The 16,881-nt window shown below is 72.9% G+C and carries 13 protein-coding genes and 2 pseudogenes; 11 read left to right on the forward strand and 4 right to left on the reverse strand.

Annotation, left to right across the window (positions count from 1 at the left end):
* The first annotated feature begins 82 nt into the window (after positions 1-82).
* From ACZ4YL_RS23840 to ACZ4YL_RS23850, 3 genes are all read left to right on the forward strand, one after another.
* A complete protein-coding gene (locus ACZ4YL_RS23840; RefSeq protein WP_468119151.1) occupies positions 83-826 on the forward strand; it encodes a phosphatase PAP2 family protein in 744 nt (247 codons plus the stop codon).
* A 112-nt stretch (positions 827-938) separates the two neighbouring features.
* The gene (locus ACZ4YL_RS23845; RefSeq protein WP_468119152.1) at positions 939-2,522 is read left to right on the forward strand and encodes a carboxylesterase/lipase family protein; all 1,584 of its coding nucleotides are present in this window, start codon (positions 939-941) and stop codon (positions 2,520-2,522) included.
* A 103-nt stretch (positions 2,523-2,625) separates the two neighbouring features.
* Complete coding sequence (locus tag ACZ4YL_RS23850) at positions 2,626-3,633, forward strand: LacI family DNA-binding transcriptional regulator (protein WP_468119153.1); 1,008 nt, start codon at positions 2,626-2,628, stop codon at positions 3,631-3,633.
* A gap of 31 nt (positions 3,634-3,664) precedes the next feature.
* Here the strand turns inward: ACZ4YL_RS23850 and ACZ4YL_RS23855 are convergent, their stop codons facing one another.
* Entirely contained in the window at positions 3,665-4,897 is a 1,233-nt protein-coding gene (locus tag ACZ4YL_RS23855) for a serine hydrolase domain-containing protein (protein WP_468119155.1), read from the reverse strand.
* Between the two features lie 207 nt (positions 4,898-5,104).
* On the opposite strand from ACZ4YL_RS23855, the gene ACZ4YL_RS23860 reads away from it, so the two are divergent.
* Complete coding sequence (locus tag ACZ4YL_RS23860; RefSeq protein WP_468119156.1) at positions 5,105-5,881, forward strand: MerR family transcriptional regulator; 777 nt, start codon at positions 5,105-5,107, stop codon at positions 5,879-5,881.
* Positions 5,882-5,943: 62 nt separating this feature from the next.
* On the opposite strand, the gene ACZ4YL_RS23865 is transcribed toward ACZ4YL_RS23860, so the two are convergent.
* The 3 genes from ACZ4YL_RS23865 to ACZ4YL_RS23875 form a co-directional block, all read right to left on the reverse strand.
* Positions 5,944-6,102, reverse strand: coding sequence for a hypothetical protein (locus ACZ4YL_RS23865; protein WP_468119158.1), 159 nt, complete (start codon positions 6,100-6,102; stop codon positions 5,944-5,946).
* A 424-nt stretch (positions 6,103-6,526) separates the two neighbouring features.
* Positions 6,527-7,288 carry a phosphatase PAP2 family protein gene (locus tag ACZ4YL_RS23870; RefSeq protein WP_468119159.1) on the reverse strand — a complete coding sequence of 254 codons (762 nt, stop codon included), beginning with the start codon at positions 7,286-7,288 and terminating at the stop codon, positions 6,527-6,529.
* 114 nt (positions 7,289-7,402) lie between these two features.
* Positions 7,403-8,353 carry an alpha/beta hydrolase fold domain-containing protein gene (locus tag ACZ4YL_RS23875; RefSeq protein WP_468119160.1) on the reverse strand — a complete coding sequence of 317 codons (951 nt, stop codon included), beginning with the start codon at positions 8,351-8,353 and terminating at the stop codon, positions 7,403-7,405.
* A gap of 254 nt (positions 8,354-8,607) precedes the next feature.
* On the opposite strand from ACZ4YL_RS23875, the gene ACZ4YL_RS23880 reads away from it, so the two are divergent.
* From ACZ4YL_RS23880 to ACZ4YL_RS23910, 7 genes and pseudogenes are all read left to right on the forward strand, one after another.
* Positions 8,608-9,051, forward strand: coding sequence for an ATP-binding protein (locus tag ACZ4YL_RS23880; RefSeq protein WP_468119162.1), 444 nt, complete (start codon positions 8,608-8,610; stop codon positions 9,049-9,051).
* A 226-nt stretch (positions 9,052-9,277) separates the two neighbouring features.
* Positions 9,278-10,915: pseudogene (locus ACZ4YL_RS23885) on the forward strand (AMP-binding protein); the annotation flags it as partial.
* Positions 10,916-11,020: 105 nt separating this feature from the next.
* Positions 11,021-11,410: pseudogene (locus ACZ4YL_RS23890) on the forward strand (acyl-CoA thioesterase); the annotation flags it as partial.
* Positions 11,392-13,695: an oxidoreductase gene (locus ACZ4YL_RS23895; RefSeq protein WP_468119164.1), complete on the forward strand. Its 2,304-nt coding sequence runs from the start codon at positions 11,392-11,394 to the stop codon at positions 13,693-13,695. The pseudogene ACZ4YL_RS23890 and the gene ACZ4YL_RS23895, both read left to right, overlap by 19 nt.
* A 19-nt stretch (positions 13,696-13,714) precedes the next feature.
* Positions 13,715-14,773: a carbon-nitrogen hydrolase family protein gene (locus ACZ4YL_RS23900; RefSeq protein WP_468119166.1), complete on the forward strand. Its 1,059-nt coding sequence runs from the start codon at positions 13,715-13,717 to the stop codon at positions 14,771-14,773.
* Entirely contained in the window at positions 14,770-15,888 is a 1,119-nt protein-coding gene (locus ACZ4YL_RS23905; protein WP_468119168.1) for a cupin domain-containing protein, read from the forward strand. Before ACZ4YL_RS23900 ends, ACZ4YL_RS23905 begins: the two co-directional genes overlap by 4 nt.
* A 20-nt stretch (positions 15,889-15,908) precedes the next feature.
* Positions 15,909-16,820 carry a fumarylacetoacetate hydrolase family protein gene (locus ACZ4YL_RS23910; RefSeq protein ID WP_468119170.1) on the forward strand — a complete coding sequence of 304 codons (912 nt, stop codon included), beginning with the start codon at positions 15,909-15,911 and terminating at the stop codon, positions 16,818-16,820.
* The last annotated feature ends 61 nt before the right edge of the window (positions 16,821-16,881 follow it).

A 16,881-nucleotide genomic window follows, 5' to 3' on the forward strand; every position in this document is an offset into this window, starting at 1 on the left:
CGCCCTCCCTTGCGTTCCACCGTCCCGTGCCTGCTCTCCGCGTGCCCCCACCGCTTGGGGAGACGACCGTGAAAGGCCCGCCATGTTCCCCTCGCCCTCCTTCGTGCCGCCGTCCCGGCCACCCCTGCCGGTCCGCCCGCCCCGGCATCACCTTCCGGCGGCCCCGCCGCGTCCTGCGCTCGGCCTCGGGATCGCCCTCCTGGTCCTCGCGCTGCTGGCCGGGCTGCTGCTCCGGCTGGACCGGCGGCCCTTCTTTCAGGGCCTCGACGACCGGTGGGCGGCCTCGGTGAACGACTCCGCCGCCGCGGGATCCCCCGGCGGTGACGGCCTCGGCGGCTTCATCGCCGTCCTCGACCGGCTCGGCGGCCCGCTCGGCATGGTCCTGCCGCTGCTGGTGATCGGCTGCCTGTGCGTCTACGGACGCTGGCGCTCGGGGCTGTTCGTCTTCGCGGTCACCGTCGTCGCCAACCTCGTCGTGCTCCTGCCCCTCAAGCAGCTGGCCGACCGGCCGCGTCCGCCGCACCCGCTGGTGCTGGTCAACGACGGCTCGTACCCGTCCGGGCAGGTGTTCAGCGCGGTGACGCTGGTGGTCGCCGTCGCGGTGGTGGTGTTCCCGCCGCGTGCGCGACGCTGGTGGTGGGCGTTCGGAGCCTCGTACGTCCTCGCCATGATGGGCAGCCGGACCTGGCTCCATGCCCAGTGGCTCAGCGACACCGTCGCCGGCGCCCTCGTCGGCGTCGGAACCTGCCTCCTCCTGTGGCGGGCCTTCGCTCCGCTGCTGGAGTCGGAGTCGGAGCGGATGGCCTCGAACAGCCTGTGGCTGTGAGGCGTCACCCCGCAGCTCGGATTATTGAGCGACGTTGACGTGCGACAAATTCCCGCCATATTCTCGATCGGCGGCGTGCACCCCGCGCGCGGCAGCGAGGAAGGAACGGCTCATGCCTCACCCCCCAGGCCAGGACCCGACGGTGGTGGACCTGCCCGCAGGCCGCCTGCGCGGCGCGAACGAGGGCGGGCTCACGGTCTTCCGGGCCGTGCCCTACGCCGCCCCGCCGGTCTGTGACCTGCGCTGGAGGCCCGCGCGGCCGCACGCAGGCTGGAGCGGCACACGGGACGCCACCGCCGACGGTCCGAGCGCGCCGCAGATGTACATGGAGGGCGGTGACCCGGTGCTCGGCGGGCACGGGTCGCCCCCCTTCGACGAGGACTGCCTGACCCTGAACCTCTGGACGCCCGCCGTCGACGACGCCCGGCGCCCGGTCCTGGTCTGGATCCACGGCGGCGGCTTCGTGTCCGGCTCCGGCTCGCTGCCCGGCTACTCGGGCGAGACCTTCGCGCGCGACGGCGACCTCGTCGTCGTGAGCATCAACTACCGCATCGGGCCACTCGGTTACCTCTACCCCGGTGGCGGGGAAGGTGGCGAGGTCGGCGAGGTCGACGAGGTCGGTGAAGCCGGTGAAGCCGGCGAGGGCGGCAACTTCTGGCTCACCGACCAGCTCGCCGCCCTGCGCTGGGTGAAGGAGAACATCGCCTCCTTCGGCGGTGATCCGGACTGCATCACGGTCGCCGGGCAGTCCGGCGGCGCGGTGTCCACCGCCGCCCTCGCCGGCCACCCGCAGGCCGAGGGCCTGATCCGGCGGGTGATCCTGCAGAGCCCGCCCTTCGGTCTGGACCTCCCCGGCCCCGCGGCGTACCTGGAGCGCACCGCCGCCTACCTGGAGCTGGCCGGAGCCAAGGATCTGGCGGAGCTTCGTACGCTGCCGTGGCCCGAGCTGATCGGGGCGGGCGCCGGGCTGTTCGCGCAGACCGTGCGGTGGGGGTACTGGCCGACGCCCTTCCTGCCCGTGATCGACGGAGTGACCCTCTGCGGCCACCCCGCCGAGGCCCTGCTGGGCGGGGCCGCGGCCGATGTCGACGTCATGATCGGCTGGACGCGGGAGGAGGCCAACTTCGGCTTCGCCCTCGACGAGGGGTACGCCGCCGCCACCCGGGAGCAGGTGACCGACCGGATCGCGGAGACCTTCGGGAGCGAAGCCGCGGAGGGTGTGTACGCGGCGTACGAGCGGGCCCGGCCCGGAGCCCGTCCCGCCGACGTCCTGATGGACCTCATCACGGACGAGCTCTTCCGGGTGCCGGCGGTGCGGCTGGCCGAGGCGCGCGGCGAGACGGGCAGTCCCGTATGGGCCTACCAGTTCGACCTGCCCACCCCGGCGTACGAGGGCCGGCTCGGCGCCGCGCACTGCCTCGAACTCCCCTTCGTCTTCGACAACTTCGACCAGTGGTCGCACGCGCCCTTCCTGGCCGGCCTCGCCCCCGCCGTCCGCGACGGCCTCGCGTACGCCATGCACCGGGCCTGGATCGCCTTCGTCCGCACCGGCGACCCCAATCACCCCGACCTGCCGCAGTGGCGGCCGTACGACACGCGCACCCGCACCACGATGCGCTTCGACTCGGTCGTGACCGCCCTCGACGACCTCGCGGGAGCCTCCAGGCTCCTGCACACCCCCGCCCCCTTGATTTGACTCGTGTAACCTGAGAAGGAAGGAGTCACCCGAGCGAAGCCGGTGCGCGCACCGGGGCTCGATCGGATGCCCGGCCCGAGCAGAAGGAGCGTCGAGGGACGTCATGAGCAGAGACACACACGTCCCCGCACCGATCACCAGCGCCGACGTGGCCCGCCTCGCCGGGGTGTCGCGTGCCACGGTCTCCTTCGTCCTGAACGACACCCAGGGGCATCGGGTGAGCGCCGGCACCCGTGCCCGCGTGCTCGACGCGGCCAAGCAACTCGGCTACGTACCGCACGCGGCCGCCCGGTCCCTGCGCGCCGGCCGCAGCAACCTCGTCCTGATGCCCTCGTCGATCTCCGCGGTCGGCCGCCTCGTCAGCGACTGGGTCGACGATCTGCACAGCGAGCTCGACCGCTTCGGATACACGGCCGTCCTGCACGCGGGCCGCTTCGCCGACCCGCTCGACGCCGCCCGGGCCTGGGCGGAACTGCGCCCCGCGGCCGTCGTCGCCCTGGACGGCGACCGTTTCACCGCCCAGGCGGCCGAGGTACTGCTCCGCGCGGGGGTGCGCGGCCTGCTGGCCTTCGCGTCCCACCCCGTCGAGGGGGTGCACACCATCGGCTTCGACCACGCACGGATCGGGGTCACCGCGGCCGAGCACCTCATCGCGCGCGGCCGGACCCGGATCGGGGTGGTCATGCCCCAGGAACGCGGCCTCGGCACCCTCGCCGAGCCCCGCCTCGCGGGCGCCGAGTCGGTGGCGGCCCGGCACATGGCCACCGTCACCCCGCTGGAACTGTCCTACACCCGGGAGTCCGCGAGCGCGCTCGCCCGGCGCTGGCGCAGCCTCGACCTGGACGCCGCCTTCACCTACAACGACGAGTACGCCGCCCTGCTGCTGCACGCGCTGCAGGCCGAGGGCATTACCGTGCCCGACGAGGTCGCCCTGGTCGGCTGCGACGACCTCGTCCTCTCCACGCTCCAGCAGCCCGCGCTCACCACGGTCCGGCTGGACATGCCGTCGGCCGTGCAGATCGCGGACGCGGTGCACGGGCTGATCGAGACCGGCACGGCGGCGCCGGTGCCGGCCGTGCGGCCGGTCCTGGTCCACCGCCGGACGTCCTGACCTGCCGGACGTCCTGACCTGCCGGCCCCCGTCAGTCCTCGACGGCCTGGTAGAGGGTGGTCCAGAAGTCGTGGAGGAGCCGTGGCGAATCCGGGGTGGACATCCCGACCTGGGTGAGCAGGACTCCGGTGAGCCCATGCTCCGGGTCGGCGTGGGCGGTGGTGCCGGTACCGCCGTCCCAGCCGAACTGGCCGACGGGCGCGTGGCCGCCGCGGTGGGTGCGTACCGCCATTCCGAAGCCCCAGCCGCCGTGCAGTCCCTGTCCGACCGTCATATGGGCGATGCTCCGGTACATGGTGTCCCGGGCGGCCTGCTGCCCGGACGTGAGGCGGTTGGTGGTCATCAGCTCGACGGCGGCCCGGGACAGGATCCGTTCGCCACCGTGCATGCCGTGGTTCAGTAGCATCCGGAAGTAGGCGTGGTAGTCGTCGACGGTGGAGACCAGCCCGCCGCCGGCACCCTGGAACGCCGGGGGCCTGCTGGACCTTCCGCCGGCCGCCTCGTCCCACACGAGGAACTCTCCCGTCTGAGGATCGGGCCCGTAGAGGGGCGGCAGCCGGTCGATCCTGTCGGCGGGCACGTGGAAGGCCGTGTCCCTCATCCCCAGCGGATCGAGGACGCGTTCGCGCAGGAACGTCTCCAAGGACCGGCCCGCGACCCTGGCGACCAGCACGCCGACCACCTCGTTGCTGAGGTCGTACTGCCATCGCTCGCCGGGCTGGTACGACAGCGGCAGCTCGCCGAGGCGGCGCATCCACTCGTCCGGCCCGGGCGCCGGCCCGGATGCCACGCTGTAGTCGAGACGCTCGAAGGTCGCAGCCCTGATCGGGGAGTCCATCAACTCGAAATCCATGCCGAGCCCGAACGTGGAGGTCAGCAGATCCCGTACGGTGATCGGCCGCCGTGCCGCAACGGTGTCCTCCAAGGGGCCGTCGGGCCGCTTCAGCACCCGCCGGCCGGCGAGTTCGGGCAACCACGGGTCCACCGGTTCGTCCAGCCGCAGCCGGCACTCGTCGAGCAGGATCATCGCCGCCGCCATCGTGACCGGCTTGGACGTGGACGCCATCCGGAAGATCGTGTCCCGGCGCATCGGCGCGCCACCGTCGTGGCGCATCGTCCCGATCGCTTCGACGTGTGTCCGGCCGCCGTGGCCGACCAGGGCGACGAGCCCGGGAATCCTCTTGGACTCGACGTGCCGTGTCAGCACGTCGCGCAGTCTGCGCAGCCCTGCTTCGGACAAGCCGCTGTCGCTCGTTCCCCTCATGCGTCCCCCTTGTTCACGGTGCCGGATCTCCGGCCACCCCGTCGGGGCGGCCGTGCGATGACCTTGCACCCTGACCCAAGGTCAAGGTCAACACCCGTCACGGTCATGGGCCGGATGACGCGAGGGAACGGACGCGGGCTACCCTCGCCCCGGTGATCGCCCCGGTGATCGCCCGTAACCCCCACGACCAGGAGGTGTGCTGAGCCGATGACAGACGGGCTCACGATCGGTCAGGCGGCCGCGTTCGCCGGCGTCACGATCAAGACCGTGCGGCACTATCACCGGCTCGGCCTGGTCGCCGAGCCGGAACGCGACGGCTCCGGCTACCGGCGTTACCGATCGGCCGACCTGCTCCGGCTGGTCCAGGTCCGGACCCTGGCCTCGGCCGGCGTGCCGCTGGCCGAGGCAGGTGACCTGCTCGACGCCGATCCCGAGAGGTTCGCCGAGGCCCTGGACGACGTCCATCGCCGGCTCACCGAACGGATCGAGGGCCTGATCGCACGCCGGGACACGCTGCACCGACTCACCGGCGGCGACCGTGCCCTGCTGCCCGACCGGGCCTGCGCGGTCCTGGACCGGCTCACCGATCTCGGCTTCGGTCCCGACTACGTGGCCGCGCAACGGGAAGCCCTGGTGCTGGCCCGGGCACTGATTCCGGAGGTCTTCGACAGCTTCCTGACCCGGCTCCGGCACTCGCTCGACGATCCCGAGTACGTCGAGCTGGCCAAGCGTGGCGCGGACGCGGCGTCCTGGGATCCCGACGACCCGCGGATCGAGGAGCTGGCGTCCCTGCTGACCGACAAGCTACTGGCGGACCGGGCACTGCTGACGATGCCGACCGGGTCCCGGGGCCGGTCCGACACCGCCTCCCGGTACGGACTGGTCAACCACCACCGCGAGGACCGGGCGCCGGCCGTCGCCCGGCTGAACGCACTGGTCGAGACGAACCTGCGGGCAGCCGGGATCGACATTCCGTATCAGTGACGGTCGCCCGGTCGCCCGGTCGCCCGGTCGAACCCGTTGCCGCGGTCGGGCAACGCGACGTCTCACATGCCGCGTTCGGGGCCGTACACCTCGCGGGCCGGTTGTCCCGGTTCCGAGGCCGGGTACTCCAGGAGGACGGGGCCGGGGTAGTGGGCCGCGCAGTCCCAGCCGGCCGTCTCCTCGCCGATCAGGTAGCGGTACAGCCACTCGGCGAAGGTCATGGGGACGGCCGGCCCCGTCGCCGTCCGGGCCCTGGACCACCACGCCGTCGGGGAATCCGTGGACCTCGGGGGCCAGGCAGATGCGGGCGCCTTGGCCGGAGTCGGCGTGGGGGATCAGGCCGTCGGGGGTGCCGAAGAGGATCTGCGGGCGGTTGCAGATCACGCGGGGAGTCCCCGTCCGGTCTCCTGCTCCAGACGAAGCCAGGCGTCAGGATCGGCGGGCCGGTCCGGCCCCGGGCCCAGCATGTCTCACACGGCCTGCAGGTGGTCGGTCATCGTCGTCCAGGGCTGCTCGTCGGGGTATGGCCGTCACGGCATCGGCCATGGCTCCTCCGCACCCCCGGCCGGGGCCCTGGCCACGGGGGCCGAAGCCGGTCCGGCCCGTGCGCGGTCCGGCCGGCGCGCATGCCGGACGGCCGCCCGCTCAGTCGGTACCCGCGCCCGCGGCCGCCCCCCGGCGGTCGTGGGCGCGGGCACGTTCCCGGGCGAGCGCCGGACCGAACAGCCACCACGCCAGCAGTCCCGCCCCCGCGCCCGCCGCCGCCCCGGCCACCGTGTCGCTGAGCCAGTGCGCGTGCAGCCAGGTACGGCTCCACATCATGGCCAGCGTGAAGACCGCACCCCCGATCCACCACGCCCGCCGGCGGGCGGCCGGGACCAGCAGGGCCCCGAGGACGACGACCAGGAGCGCCGCCGTGGCCGCGTGGCCGGACGGGAAGGAACCGTGGTCGACGCGGACCAGCGGGTCGGCCGGGCGCGGCCGGTCCACCAGGTGCTTGAGGCCCTGGATGACCAGCATGTTGCCGCCGAGGTTGGCCGCGAGCAGGAAGCCGGCCGAGACCCAGCGCCTGCGGACGAGCAGCAGGATCAGCAGGGAGAGCGGGAGGAGGGACCCGACCGGCCCGCCGAACAGGTCCAGGGCCGTGGCGGCGGCCTGGTACAGCCCTTCGTGGGGTCCGCCCATCCAGATCAGCCACCGGTCGTCCAGCCCCTGGAAGGGCGGATGCGCGACGTCGGCGCGGACGACGAACGCGGGTGCTACGGCCGCGCCCAGAAGCAGGAGACCTGTGACGAGGACGCCGCGGCCGCGCGGCGCCCCGGTCTCGGGGCGCCGGCCGGTCCCACCGGATCGGTGGGGTCCGCGGGGTCTGCCGTGCGGGGCGGTGGTGGTCGGGTTGCCGGACATGGCTGCCTCTCGTGACCGCGGCGGGGGCCCGCGGCCGGGTGTGCTGTGAAGGGAACGCGGGGGCGCGGCCACGGCCGCGCCCCCGCGGCGGAACAGGCGTGCGGACCGGAGCCGTCAGGTTCCCGCGCCGAGGTGCCGGGCCAGGAAGGCCACGCCCCCCTCGACGATGGCGGGTATGTCGGAGGAGCCGAGGAAGATGTGGTCGGCGCCCGCCACGGGCTGCAAGGTGACCTCGCCCCCGGCGCTCTTCAGGGCCGCGGCGAGAGCCTCGCTCTGGCTGAACGGGACCAGGCCGTCGTGCGTCCCGTGCACCAGCAGGAACGGCGGCGGATTCGAGCCCTCCGCGTACGTGACCGGGCTCGCGGCCCGCGCCAGATCCGGCCGCTCGGCGACGCTGGCGCCGAGCAGGGCCTCGTAGGGATCGGGGAACTCCGTACCGGGCATCACCGGCATGGGGTGATCGGCCAGGGTGACGAGGTCGGAGACGCCGTACCAGTCGACGACGGCACGGACCCCGCTCTCGCCGGAGCCGACGCCCTCCGCGCCCTCCAGCGCCGCGCCCTGCGGGCTGTCGGGGCCGACGAGGCCGATGAGGGCGGCCAGGTGACCGCCCGCGGACTCGCCCCAGACGCCGATCCGGTCCGGGTCGATGCCGAGGTCGCCGGCGAACGCGCGGACGTAGCGGATCGCGGCCTTCGCATCGTGCAGCTGGGCCGGGAAGGGCGCTTCGAGGCTGTGCCGGTAGTCGATGGAGACGAGTGCGAGCCCGGCCGCCAGTACCGTCCCGTGCAGCAGGCCGGCGGGGACGGTCGGCGGCGGGTAGCGGCGGTCGCCGTCCAGCCAGCCGCCGCCGTGGATCCAGACGATCGCCGGGAACGGGCCTTCGCCGGCGGGCACCTGGACGTCGAGCAGCCGGGGGCGGTAGCCGGGCGTGGTCGCGTAGGTGATCCCGTCGAAGCGGCGGACGCCGTCCGCGCCCGTCACGGGCGGTACGGGGGACCGGTACGGCGGGGGTGGCCAGGTCATGTCGGCGATGTCGATCTCGGCGGGAGGAGATTGCGTCATTGCGGCCCTTCCAATGTCGGCGGTGTCCCGGTGGAGCGGCTGCTGTGTGGCCGGTGGGGGCGGACGCAGGCTTCGCGTCGTTTGTCCGGAATGCTTGCGCGAGCCACCGGGGGCGTCGTAGTTTGTTACACGTGTAATCAAGGACTCTAGCGACGCATTTCCGCTGACCACAAGCCAAGAAACGATCCAGATTCGGGATCAGTTACACGAGCTACTGCAGTGGCGGCGCCGCCTTCCCCCTCCGGGAGCACCTCATGCTCACCATCGCCGACACCTCTGCGGTTCCCGCGGTCCGCAGCTTCGTCCACTGGGTCCGCGACCCCGTCTCCGCGAGCGTTCCGCAGGTCAGGTCCCGGGTGCGCGCCACCCTCGATGCCTGGCGGGTCCCCGCCGACGTGGTGGACGCCTTGCTGCTGGCCGTCAGTGAACTCGTCGGGAACGTCGTCCGGCATGCGGGCGGTGCCGGGCGGATGCGGGTCGCCGTCGCGGAGGGGGGTGGCTGGCTCCGGCTGGAGGTCGCCGACCGGGGTGCCGGTCTGCCGCGGCTGCCGGCGCCCCGGTCGGAGGTCGACCCCGGGTCCGAGGGCGGGCGCGGGCTGCTCATGGTGCAGCTGCTGACGGCCGAACTGGGCGGTGAACTCTCCGTCGTAGCGCATGAGTTCGGCAAGGCGGTCCGGGTGCGCGTCCCTGTCTCCTGAGTCCTGTCGGGGGGCGCCCGGAGAGTGTCCGGAGGCCACCCGAGGGTCACGCGGGCGGAGCTCGGACGGAGCTCGGACGGAGCTCGGACGGTGCCCGGAAGGCGCCCGGAAGGCGTCCCGAAGGGCTCCCACGCCCCGCTCGATATAGCGAGATATTGACGGACGCCAAATATTCGACATACCGTGCACTCATCTCCCCGCTGCTCCCTGATTGAGGTGCCGCCCCATGGAGCTCTCCCCTTCCGCGTACGCCGATTCCTTCTGTCGTGATCGGCTTCCGCCCTTCCCGCTCTGGCCCGAACTCCACTTCGAACTACCGGAGTTGGAGTACCCGGACCGACTCAACTGCGCCCAGCGCCTGCTCGACGACGCCGTCGAGCGGCACGGCCCCGACCGCCCCTGTCTGCTCACCCCGACCGAGCGCTGGACGTACGGCGAACTGCAGCACCGCGCCAACCAGGTCGCCCAGGTCCTCACCGAGGACTTCGGCCTCCGGCCCGGCAACCGCGTCCTGCTGCGCGGCCCCAACAACCCCTGGCTCGTCGCCGCCTGGTTCGGCGTCCTGAAGGCCGGCGGAGTCGCCGTCACCACCATGCCGCTGCTGCGCGCCGGAGAACTCGCCGAGCTCACCGACATCAGCCGGCCTTCGCTCGCCCTGTGCGACCACCGCTACGCCGACGAGCTCGACCCGGGCCTCCGCCCCGGTCTGCCCGACCTGCCGGTCCTCACCTACGGGGGCCCCGCGCCGGAGGACCTGGCCGCGCGCTGCGCCGCCAAGGACGGCCGGTTCACCACCGTGGTCACGGCCGCGGACGACGTGGCGCTGATCGCCTTCACCTCCGGCACCACCGGCCGCCCGAAGGCGACCCTGCACTTCCACCGCGACGTCCTGGCCAACGCCGACACGTTCTCCCGGCACGTCCTCAAACCCCGCCCGGACGACGTCTTCACCGGCACACCGCCCCTCGCCTTCACCTTCGGGCTCGGCGGGCTGGTGGTCTTCCCCCTGCACGCCGGGGCCGCGACCCTGCTGATCGAACAGGCCGCCCCGCTGCAGCTGGCCGACCTCGTCGCGGAGCACGGTGTGACCGTGCTGTTCACCGCGCCCACGGCCTACCGCGCGATCATGGAGGCGGGGGCGGTGGACCGGCTGGCCGGGCTGCGCCGCTGCGTGTCCGCCGGTGAACCGCTCCCGGCCGCGGTGTGGCACGAGTTCCACGCCGCCACCGGCCTGCGCATCATCGACGGCATCGGCGCCACCGAGATGCTGCACGTCTTCATCTCCGCGGCCGACGAGGACATCCGGCCCGGTTCCACGGGCCGCCCCGTTCCGGGCTACCGCGCCGCCGTGGTCGACGAGAACGGCGACCCCGTCCCCGACGGGCAGCCCGGCCTCCTCGCGGTCACCGGTCCCACCGGATGCCGTTACCTGGAGGACCCGCGCCAGGCCTCGTACGTCAGGAACGGCTGGAACATCACCGGCGACACCTACATCCGCGACGCGGAGGGCTACTTCTGGTACGTCGCGCGCAGCGACGACATGATCGTCTCCTCCGGTTACAACATCGCGGGCCCCGAGGTCGAGAAGGCCCTCCTCACCCACCCGCACGTCGAGGAGTGCGCGGTCGTCGGGGCCCCCGACGCCCGGCGCGGCATGCTCGTGAAGGCGTACGTCGTCCTGGGCGCCGGTGTCCCGGCCGGCGGGGCGACCGTCCGCGAGCTCCAGACCCACGTCAAGCAGACCATCGCGCCGTACAAGTACCCGCGCGCCATCGAGTTCGTCACGGCGCTCCCGCGCACCGGCACCGGCAAGCTCCGGCGCGGTGAACTGCGGGAACGCGCCCGCACCGAAGCCGCCCCCGGCCCCACCCTTGACGCAGCGCCCGCCCCGGCGCCCGCCGAGCCGGCCGGCGTCGTCGTCGAACGCCGCGTCGAGTGGACCGACACCGACGCCGCCGGCCACTACCACCACTCCACCGTCGTGCGCTGGGTCGAGGCGGCCGAGGCCGTCCTGCTCGACCGCCTGGGCCTCTCGCACCTGTTCGGCAGCACGCCCCGGGTCCACTTCGAGGCCGACTACCGGGCCCGCCTCTGGTTCGGGGAAGCCGTGCGCACCGAGCTCAAGGTCACCAAGGTCGGCACGGCCTCCCTGCACTACGCCTTCACCGTACGGGGCGCGCAGGGCGGCGAGGCGGCCACCGGCCGCATGGTCATCGCCCACTCCGCCGCCCACGCCACCGGGTCGACCCCCTGGCCCGCCGAGGTACGGGACCTGCTCGGCACGGCGGGACTTCAACAACCGGAACTACTCACCACCGCACCATCAGCAGGAGGCACGCCGTGCGCGTCGCAGTCATAGGAGGAGGGCCCGGCGGACTGTACTTCGCGGCCCTCACCAAGCAGCTCTCCCCGCACTGGGAGGTCACCGTCTGGGAACGCAACGCCCCCGACGACACCTTCGGCTTCGGGGTCGTCTTCTCCGACGAGACGCTCGACGGCATCGCCCAGGCCGACCGCGAGATCTACGAGGCGATGTCGGCCGAGTTCGCCCGCTGGGCCGACATCGACGTCCGCCACCGGGGGAGCACCCTCACCTCGGGCGGCCACGGCTTCGCCGCCCTCGGCCGCCGGCACCTCCTGCGGATCCTCCAGCAGCGCTGCGCCGACCTGGCGGTGGACGTCCGCTACCGCACCCAGTCCCCGCCCGCGGCCGAACTCGCTGCCGAGTACGACCTGGTGGTGGCGTGCGACGGCGTACGGTCGGCCACCCGCGCCGCCTACGCCGACACCTTCGCCCCCGACCTCGACGAGCGCTCCGGCCGCTACATGTGGCTCGGCACGGACAAGGTCTTCGAGGCCTTCACCTTCATCGTCGACGAGCAGGACTTCGGCACCCTCCAGGTGCACGCCTACCCCTACGACGCCACCCGCTCCACCTTCATCGTGGAGATGGCGGAGGACGCGTGGCGGCGCGCCGGCTTCGAGGAGTTCGCCGACCGCGACCATCCGCCCGGCACCAGCGACGAGGACAGCATCCGGCGCTGCGAGGAACTCCTCGCGGACCACCTCGACGGCCACCGCCTGATCCCCAACAACTCCAAGTGGCTGCGCTTCACCACGGTCCGCAACAAGACCTGGCGGCACGAGAACGTCGTGCTGCTCGGCGACGCCGCCCACACCGCGCACTTCTCCATCGGCTCCGGCACCAAGCTCGCCATGGAGGACGCCCTCGTGCTCGCGGCCAGCCTGCACGAGCACCCGGACGTGCCGACCGCCCTCGCCGCCTACGAGGACGAGCGCAGGCCGGTGGTGGAATCCACCCAGCGCGCGGCCCAGGCCAGCCTGGAGTGGTTCGAGCACATCGACCGGTACACCGGCCAGGACCCGCACCAGTTCGCCTTCAACCTCCTCACCCGCAGCCGGCGCGTCACCTACGACAACCTGCGCGTGCGCGACGAGGGCTTCACCACCGCGGTCAACCGCTCCTCGGCCGTGCCGCCGATGTTCCGCCCCTACCAGCTGGGCGGACTGCTGCTGCGCAACCGGGTCGTCGTACCGCCCACCGCCCTGCACACCGCGCGCGAGGGGGTCCCCGGCGACTTCGACCTCGTCCACCTCAGCACGCAGGCCATCGGCGGCGCCGGGCTGGTCCTCGCCGGAATGACGGCCGTCAGCGCCGACGGCCGGGCCACCCCCGGCTGCCCCGGACTGTGGAACGACGAACAGGAGGCGGCCTGGCGGCGCCTCACCGACTTCGTCCACGGCCAGACCGACACCTGCCTCGGCATCCAGCTCACCCACGCCGGACGCCGCGCGGCCACCCACGGCGGCGGGCAGCCGGTCGCCGCCTCGGCGCTGCCCTGGGACGAGCGCGGCCCGGTGCCGCGCGAGGCCGACCGGGCCGACATGGACGCCCTCGTACGGGACTTCGCGGCCGCGGCCCGGCGGGCCGACCGGGCGGGCTTCGACGCGCTGGAACTCCAGTACGGGCACGGGCACCTGCTGTCGGGCTTCCTGTCCCCGCTGACCAACCTGCGCACCGACGAGTACGGCGGCGATCTGGACGGCAGGCTGCGGCTCCCCCTCGAAGTGCTGCGCGCCGTACGGGAGGTGTGGCCGGCCGGCAAGGCGCTCCTCGTGCGGATCTCCGCCGCCGACTGGGCCGAGGGCGGCACCACCGAGGCCGACGCCGTCAGGATCGCGGGCGCGCTCGCCGAGGCGGGCGCCGACGCCATCGACGTCTCCACCGGCGAGGTCGTCGCCCACGAGCGGCCCCGCTACGGCCGCAGCTACCAGACTCCGTACGCCGACCTCATCCGCAACGCCACCGGGGTCCCCACCATCGCCGTCGGCGCGATCTCCACGTACGACGACGTGAACTCGATCATCCTGGCAGGCCGGGCGGACCTGTGCGGCGTCGGCCGCGCCCAGCTCCACGATCCGCTGTGGACCCTGCACGCCGCGGCCGCCCAGGGCTACCAGGGCCCGGCCGCGCCCTGGGCGCGCGCCTGGCGGGCGGGCAGCGGGCGGCCCCCGTCGGCACGCACCGACCGGATCCCGCCGCGCCTCGAACTCCTGCGGCAGCCCGCCGAGTCCGTCCACCGCCGCTGGCTGCCCCGCGCGGCCGTACCCGCCCACCGATGAGCCGGAGGTGCCCACGCACATGAACAGGGACCACCTGCCCCGCTTCACGGCGGCGGCCGTCCAGGCCGCGCCCGTCTACCTCGATCCCGCCGCCACCGTCGACAAGGCCGTCGCCCTGATCGCCGAGGCCGCGGCGGGCGGCGCCGAACTCGTCGTCTTCCCCGAGGTGTTCGTCCCCGGCTACCCCTACTGGAACTGGACGATGAACCCGGTCCAGGGCTCGCCCTGGTTCGAGCGGCTCCAGCGCGCCTCCGTCGACATCCCCGGCCTGCACGTCGACACCCTGCGCGCGGCGGCCCGCCGACACGGCATCGTCCTCGTCATCGGGGTCAACGAGCGGGCCGCGCACAGCCTCGGCGTCCTCTACAACACCCTGCTCACCATCGGACCCGACGGCGAACTCCTCGGTGTGCACCGCAAGCTGGTGCCGACCTGGGCCGAGAAGCTCACCTGGACCGGCGGCGACGGCAGCTCGCTGGTCGTCCACGACACCCCGGTCGGCCCGCTCGGCGCGCTGGCCTGCGGCGAGAACACCAACACCCTGGCCCGCTTCGCCCTCCTCGCGCAGGGCGAACTCGTCCACGCCTCCTGCTACATCGCCCTGCCCGTCGCCCCCGCCGACTACGACATGGCCGACGCGATCGCCGTCCGCACCGCCGCCCACAGCTTCGAGGGCAAGGTCTTCTCCGTCGTGGCCTGTTCCACCATCTCCCCGGAGATCGTGGACGCCCTCGCCGGGGACGACGAGGAGCTGCGGAGGCAGTTCACGCGCCCGCGCAGCGCCCTGTCCGGGATCTTCGGCCCCGACGGCCGCCCGGTCACCGAGCCCCTCGTCGACGAGGAGGGGATCGTCTACGGCGAGATCGACCTCGCCCGGTGCATCCAGCCCAAGCAGATGCACGACATCGTCGGCCACTACAACCGCTTCGACGTCTTCCGCCTCGAAGTGGACAACCGCCCCAGGCCGCCGGTCACCTTCACCGCGCCCACCGCGCCCACCGCGCCCACCGCGCCCACCGCGCCGGCCGCGCCCACCGAGGCGTTCACTGCTCCCGCCGCTTCCGAGGAGGACGTATGACCATCGAGCAGGACGACACCATGCTCGGCCGTGCCCGGGTGTCCGACACCCCCGAACTCACCGCGTACTACGAGGAGCTCGGCACCCTCGACGCGGGCGCACTGTGGACCGTCGCCAACGACATCGAGCCCTGGTACCCGCAGCCCCGGTCCGTGCCCGTGCTGTGGCGTTACGCGGACCTGCGTCCCCTGGTCCACAAGGCCCTCGGCCTCGTCAAGGGCGACGATGCCGGCCGCCGGGTCGTCATGCTCGTCAACCCGGGCCGCAAGGAGGTCAGCGCCGCCGCCGGACTCCTCTACACCGGGCTCCAGATCATGGGCCCCGGCGAGGCCATGACCGCCCACCGCCACCAGGCCGCGGCCCTGCGTTTCGTCCACGAGGGCACCGGGGCCTGGACCATCGTCGACGGCCAGAAGCTGAAGGTCGGCCCCCGCGACTTCGCCATCACCCCCAACGGCACGTGGCACGAGCACGGCAACGACGCCGACGACGCCCCCGTCATCTGGCAGGACGGCCTCGACATCCCCCTGGTCAACGCCCTGGACGCCGGTTTCTACGAGGTCCACCCCGAGCTGTACCAGACCCCCGGAAAGGTCATCAACTCCTCGGTCCTGACCTACGCGGCGAACCTGCTGCCGTACGGGGTGGAGAAGTGGACCCGGCCCTGGTCGCCCCTGCTCGCCTACCCCTGGGAGCCCACGTACGAGGCCCTGCGGGGCCTTGCGAAGGCGACCGAGGGCTCCCCGTACGACGGGGTCATCGCCGAGTACACCAACCCGGTGACGGGCGGCCCGGTCATGCCCACCATGGGCGCCCACATGCAGCTGCTGCGCCCCGGCCAGGCCACCCTCGCCCACCGTCACACCGGCTCGGTGATCTACACGGCGGCCAAGGGCCACGGCGTCTCGGTGATCGCCGGCCGGCGCTTCGAGTGGAAGCAGGGCGACATCTTCTGCGTCCCCTCCTGGGCCTGGCACGAGCACCACAACCTCGACCGGTCCGAGGACGCCTGCCTCTTCTCCTTCAACGACTTCCCCGTCATGCGCTCGCTCGGCTTCCACCGGGAAGAGGCGTACGCCGACAACGGCGGCCACCAGCCCACCACCGCCGCCTGACCCACGAGGAGCCCCCGCACATGCGCTTGCTGACCTTCACCACCGGCCCCGACCACTCCACCGGACGCCTGGGCGCCGAGTCCGACGGCCTCGTCCTCGACCTCGCGGTCCTCGCCGACCACGCCGGCGTCCGTCTCCCGCACGACCTGCTCTCGTTCGTCGAGGGCGGGCCCGCCGCCCTGGAAGCGGCCCGGAAGCTGCTCGCCGCGGACCCCGCCGGCCGGCCGGCCGATGCCGTCCACCGCCTCGAAGACGTGAGCCTGCGCGCACCCCTGCGCCCCGGCAAGATCATCGGTGTCGGACTCAACTACATCGAGCACGTCGAGGAGTCCAGCCGCAGCCTCGACACCGACAAGGACCTGCCGCCGCGCCCGGTCCTCTTCGGCAAGCCGGCCACCGCCGTCACCGGCCCCGGAGCGCCGATCCTGCACAACGCCGACCTGACCACCCAGCTGGACTGGGAGTGCGAACTCGCCGTCGTCATCGGCCGCCCCGCCTTCCGGGTGAGCGAGGAGGAGGCGTACGACCACATCTTCGGCTTCAGCATCGTCAACGACATCAGCGCCCGCGACCAGCGCCGCTCCGGCCAGTGGTTCTTCTCCAAGGGCCAGGACTCCTACGCCCCCTTCGGCCCGGTGGTCGTCACCCGCGACGCGATCCCCGACCCGATGGCCCTCGACCTCTCGCTGCGCGTCAACGGCGTCACCAAGCAGAAGTCGAACACCCGGCACATGCTCTTCCCCATCGCCCGCCTCATCGCCGACATCAGCTCCGGCATGACCCTGGAGCCCGGCGACGTCATCGCCACGGGCTCACCGTCCGGCGTCGGCGCCGGCATGGTCCCGCCCGAGTTCCTGCGCCCCGGTGACACCGTCGAGGCCACGGTCGAAGGCATCGGCACGCTGACCAACCCCGTCGTCGACGCCCGCTGACCCGCCCGGGCAAGAAGGAGTACCCGTGTCACCCCGCACCTACCGCATCGGCCAGATCGTG

Source organism: Streptomyces sp. NPDC030021 (assembly GCF_055574035.1).

Excerpts from the sequence above, each read along its gene's own strand:
- ACZ4YL_RS23840 (WP_468119151.1), top strand. The coding sequence starts at position 83 with ATGTTCCCCTCGCCCTCCTTCGTGCCGCCGTCCCGGCCACCCCTGCCG.
- ACZ4YL_RS23845 (WP_468119152.1), top strand. The coding sequence starts at position 939 with ATGCCTCACCCCCCAGGCCAGGACCCGACGGTGGTGGACCTGCCCGCA.
- ACZ4YL_RS23850 (WP_468119153.1), top strand. The coding sequence starts at position 2,626 with ATGAGCAGAGACACACACGTCCCCGCACCGATCACCAGCGCCGACGTG.
- ACZ4YL_RS23855 (WP_468119155.1), bottom strand. The coding sequence starts at position 4,897 with ATGAGGGGAACGAGCGACAGCGGCTTGTCCGAAGCAGGGCTGCGCAGA.
- ACZ4YL_RS23860 (WP_468119156.1), top strand. The coding sequence starts at position 5,105 with ATGACAGACGGGCTCACGATCGGTCAGGCGGCCGCGTTCGCCGGCGTC.
- ACZ4YL_RS23865 (WP_468119158.1), bottom strand. The coding sequence starts at position 6,102 with ATGACCTTCGCCGAGTGGCTGTACCGCTACCTGATCGGCGAGGAGACG.
- ACZ4YL_RS23870 (WP_468119159.1), bottom strand. The coding sequence starts at position 7,288 with ATGTCCGGCAACCCGACCACCACCGCCCCGCACGGCAGACCCCGCGGA.
- ACZ4YL_RS23875 (WP_468119160.1), bottom strand. The coding sequence starts at position 8,353 with ATGACGCAATCTCCTCCCGCCGAGATCGACATCGCCGACATGACCTGG.
- ACZ4YL_RS23880 (WP_468119162.1), top strand. The coding sequence starts at position 8,608 with ATGCTCACCATCGCCGACACCTCTGCGGTTCCCGCGGTCCGCAGCTTC.
- ACZ4YL_RS23900 (WP_468119166.1), top strand. The coding sequence starts at position 13,715 with ATGAACAGGGACCACCTGCCCCGCTTCACGGCGGCGGCCGTCCAGGCC.
- ACZ4YL_RS23905 (WP_468119168.1), top strand. The coding sequence starts at position 14,770 with ATGACCATCGAGCAGGACGACACCATGCTCGGCCGTGCCCGGGTGTCC.
- ACZ4YL_RS23910 (WP_468119170.1), top strand. The coding sequence starts at position 15,909 with ATGCGCTTGCTGACCTTCACCACCGGCCCCGACCACTCCACCGGACGC.